This is a genomic window from Geomonas sp. (assembly GCF_056994735.1).
This window is the reverse complement of record NZ_JBXKJL010000202.1, coordinates 1-4,071: the sequence shown is the minus strand read 5'-3', so window position 1 is coordinate 4,071 and position 4,071 is coordinate 1. Positions and strand designations below refer to the sequence as shown.

Sequence of the window (4,071 nt, the reverse complement as noted above, 5' to 3'; positions counted from 1 at the left end):
CCGTTCCTTGTCGTCGGCAGGAAGCCGCCTTTACCGACGGAAGGGAGAATGATGGGTGGAGGTTTTCCGAATTCGGGAAATAGGCCGGACAATGCCTCCATCGAGGTATAGACAGATTCTCCTCTTTCTGCGGCGAGAATAGCTCCTGATCTCGAGATGCGCGGGCTCTTGGGGACTTGGACGCCTGGCGCGAAGGTAACGACTGGAGCGGCAGGACCTATACCGTCACGGCGGCGGCAACGGATAACGCCGGCAATTCCACCACCAAGACGACAACCGTCATCGTCCCTCATGACGGGTCACCGTGAGACCCAGGCGGTGCAGGAGCACAGCTCCGCAGGCTGCTACCGCCATCGACTACACCACGCCATCGACTACACCATATTGCAATCCGAAGTCGGTCCGGTGTACCATGACCTCATGAGACACGAAGACCTTCACGAAAGGGTTGTCTATTACAGCAGGGCCGAGGAATTGGCCAACTGCCTGACTCATGGGCTGGGCGCCCTGCTGAGCATCATTGGAGTCGTGGCCCTCATAGGCCTGGCATCCGGGCAGGGGGACCACGACCGCTTCTTCTCCGCCTGCATCTATGGCGCGGCCGTCATCACCTTCTACTGCCTTTCCACCGCCTACCACAGCGTCAAAAAACCATACGCCCGCTACATCTTCCGCATCCTCGACCACGTCGCCATCTACATCATGATCGCGGGGAGCTATACGCCGTTCGCCCTGGTCACCTTGCGCAGCTCCTGGGGGGTGTGGCTCTTTTACACGGTCTGGGGACTGGGGACCATCGGGGCCATCATGAAGGTCTTCACCGTGCACCGCTTCCGCTTGATGGGGCCGATGCTCTACGTCGGCCTGGGCTGGATCGCGCTGCTGGTGCTGAAGCCTTTGATTGCCTCACTGGCAGCGACCGGGCTCGCACTCTTCTTCATCGGCGGCGCCGCCTACACCATCGGCGTCATCTTCTACCTCTGGGACAGCCTTCCCTTCAACCATGCCATCTGGCACCTCTTCGTCCTCACCGGGAGCGCCTGCCACTTCTGGGCGATCTTCCACTACGTAACGCCGCTCCACGTCTAATCCACTATTCATCAGCACACGACACCGATCCACATTTAGCCCACAGGTTTGCACACCCTTCGACGGGCTCAGGGTGAAAGTGGGGAATTAAGGCTCAGGGTGAACCGGCGGGGGAAGAAGCCTCAGGGTAAACCGTCGGGGGAAGAAGCCTCAAGGTGAACCGGCGGGGGAAGAAGCCTCAAGGTGAACCGGCGGGGAAGAAAGCCTCAGGGGGAACGGCGGGAAAGAAAGGCTCAGGGGGAACGGCGGGGAAGAAAGGCTCAGCGTGAACTGCGGGGAAAGGCTCGGCGTGAACGGTGGCTTTCGATGTGTCCTCCCCGAGTGCTTCTATCGGGGATCCACTTCTGGATTCACGCTTCCGCGGGAATGACTGGTAGGGGAGGCCGGAATACGCAGTAGGGGAGGCGGGACTGCCGATTAGGGAGAATGACGGTTAGGGAACTCGAGAATGGATGGTCGGGAAGTGGAAGGGGCGGAGGCCTGGCGGCCTCCGCATCGGGTAAGCTGATCTTGCGGGCTTACTTCTTGTGGCACTCGCTGCACTTGGTCGGGCCTTTCCCTTTTTCGGTATGACACCCTTTGCAGGTCTTGTGCGCCCAGTCTTTGCCGAGAGCGGCAATCTTCCCGCCTTTCTCGCTCTCGTGACAGGTGGTGCAGGCCAGCATGTCCTGGTGCTTCTTGTGAGGGAAGGTGACGTTGCCGTTCTTCGCCTGCAGGACCACGGTGGCTTGTCCGGCCGCCATGGCGAGACCGGCGCAGAAAAGGGAGAGAGCGGCGGCTGCGATGATTCTCTTCATTGTGGATCTCCTTTCAGTGCAAGTTGGTAATTTACCTACAAGAGGATACCCGCTTCCGCTCCTATTGCAATTGCCGACCGAGATTGAGCCTTGACAAACGTAAGATAAACGGTGAAAAGTGTCGCTAAATCAAGCGCATCACGCCGCAGATAAAAGTGGCGCCACCCAATGAACGAGGCGACCTCCGGGCTCCAATCCTGATGCCCCCTCCAATCCTGATGACCCAAGCCATTAATCCGATATCGATCTCCCTGGGGGAGTTCGCCTTGCCGGTCCCCCGCACCGGAAGCATCGAGGGGCATTCCGGATTCGGGCGTGCCACCTCCGAGGGGCACGAGATCCACCTCCGCGTGCAGAAGAAACGGGCCAAGGCCGATCCGCTGTACCAGGCTGAGGTCCCGGTGACCCGGGTCCTGGAGCATGGAGGTTTCCGTTTCCAGATCAACGGCCGCATGGACGGGATCTTCCGCCATGAAACACCGGTGATCGAGGAGATCAAGAGCGCCTTCAGTATCCACGAGCTCAAGAAGCGGCTGGCGGCCAGCCCGCCGGAGCACCCGTATTGCCTGCAACTCCTGAGCTACGGCTATTTCTACTGGCTGGAGCACGGCGTCATCCCTGAGCTCACCTTCCACCTCGTTTCCTCCCGCAACGGCCAATCATCCGATCTCCCGCTGCACCTCGACCTGGAGCAGTACCGGATGTGGCTGGGACTCCGGCTCGACGAGCTGGTCCTGGAAGCAGAGGAGGCGCGGAAGCGGGCCGAGAGGAGGCGCAGGATAGCTGCCGATTTCCCTTTTCCCTTCGACCTCCCCCGCCCGGGCCAGATCGAGCTCATGGGGGAGATCGGGCAGGGGATGGCGCAGGGGCGCCGCATGCTGATCCAGGCGCCCACGGGGTTGGGGAAGACGGTGGGGGTGCTCCATCCCGTGCTCAAGGAGGCGCTGGGGCGGGGGCAGCAGGTGGTCTACGTGACGCCCAAGAACAGCCAGCATTCGGTGGCAGAGGATGCCGCGGAGCGTTTCCGGCTGGCCGGGGCCAAGCTCAAATCCCTCTCCGTCACGGCCAAGGGGAAGATCTGCCTGAAGGAGGAGCCTCTCTGCACCCCGGAATACTGCGAATACGCCCGGGATTACTACGGGAAGGTCGCCCGTCACGGCATCATCGAGATCCTGGCCAGGAAGAGAAAGCTGAAGGCGCGGGCCTTCCGGGAGCTGGGGGAAGAGTACCAGGTCTGCCCCTTCGAGTTGCAGATCGACTCCGCCAGGCTCTTCGACGTCGTCATCTGCGACTACAACTACGTCTTCGCTCCCCGCTCGGCCCTCAGCCGCGCCACCGCCATCGCGGTGGACCAGGTGGGAAAGCCGAACCTGGTGATAGACGAGTCTCACAACCTCCCGGCCCGGGCCATGGACTACTACTCGCCGAGGCTCTCATCCCTGGTGCTGGAAGGGATGCGCGCAGAGCTGCGGGAACTCCCCTCTCCTTTCAGGGCGGAGGGGGAGGAGCTCCTCGATGGCTGCCTGCGCGCCATCGCCTCCTGCCGCGGCGGCATGAGCCCGAGCCCCTCCAGAATCGACCCGCCGGTGGAGCTCTTCCTGGGCCACGACGCGAAGCTGCGCGCCCTTCTCTCTCGCTACCTCGAGTCGGACGCGGAGATCCGGCAGCTAGACCCCGTGCTGAGGCTCACCTACTACTGGTCGGAGTTCGCCCAGATCATGGAGCTGGCCGCTAAGTCGGAGAAGCAGGAATTCTTCACCACCTTCCACCCGGACAGAAGCGGGGGGAGCGTGAAGATCACCTGCTGCGATGCCTCGGCCATGCTGAAGGAGTGCTACGGCGACTACCAGCAGGTGGTCGGCTTCTCCGCGACCCTGAAGCCCTTCGACTACTACTCCAGGCTCTCCGGGCTCGATCTCGGTGCCGTCCGCACCGCTGAATTTGCCAGCCCCTTTCCCGGCCATCTGCGCAAGCTGATGATCATCCCGCAGGTCTCGACGAAGTACGCCAACCGCGAGCGGAACTATGCCAGGATCGCCGACGTCATCGCGAGGATCGCGGCGCTTCGCCCCGGGAACTACCTGGCCTTCTTCCCCAGCTTCGATTTCCTCGACAGGGTGGCGGAGCTCTTCGAGGAGCCGCCGGGTTTCGTGGTGCTCAGGCAGGAGAGGAAGATGAAGCCCTC

General features: G+C 62.0%; 4 protein-coding genes. 3 read left to right on the top strand and 1 reads right to left on the bottom strand.

The genetic code is table 11. The features are described 5' to 3' along the window. Positions 1-176: 176 nt before the first annotated feature. Together AC11W3_RS08915 and trhA are read left to right on the top strand one after the other, a co-directional pair. A complete protein-coding gene (locus tag AC11W3_RS08915; RefSeq protein WP_484088998.1) occupies positions 177-308 on the top strand; it encodes a hypothetical protein in 132 nt (43 codons plus the stop codon). Further along, positions 292-1,089 (top strand): PAQR family membrane homeostasis protein TrhA, encoded by a 798-nt coding sequence (gene trhA / locus AC11W3_RS08910; RefSeq protein WP_484092867.1) that lies wholly within the window; start codon positions 292-294, stop codon positions 1,087-1,089. Before AC11W3_RS08915 ends, trhA begins: the two co-directional genes overlap by 17 nt. Before the next feature lie 518 nt (positions 1,090-1,607). Here the strand turns inward: trhA and AC11W3_RS08905 are convergent. Next, complete coding sequence (locus AC11W3_RS08905; RefSeq protein WP_484088996.1) at positions 1,608-1,886, bottom strand: cytochrome c7; 279 nt, start codon at positions 1,884-1,886, stop codon at positions 1,608-1,610. A gap of 218 nt (positions 1,887-2,104) precedes the next feature. Here AC11W3_RS08905 and AC11W3_RS08900 point away from each other — a divergent pair. Next, positions 2,105-4,071 (top strand): ATP-dependent DNA helicase (locus tag AC11W3_RS08900; RefSeq protein WP_484092866.1); only part of this gene is annotated, 1,967 nt, incomplete at its 3' end.

Excerpts from the sequence above, each read along its gene's own strand:
- trhA (WP_484092867.1), top strand. The coding sequence starts at position 292 with ATGACGGGTCACCGTGAGACCCAGGCGGTGCAGGAGCACAGCTCCGCA.
- AC11W3_RS08905 (WP_484088996.1), bottom strand. The coding sequence starts at position 1,886 with ATGAAGAGAATCATCGCAGCCGCCGCTCTCTCCCTTTTCTGCGCCGGT.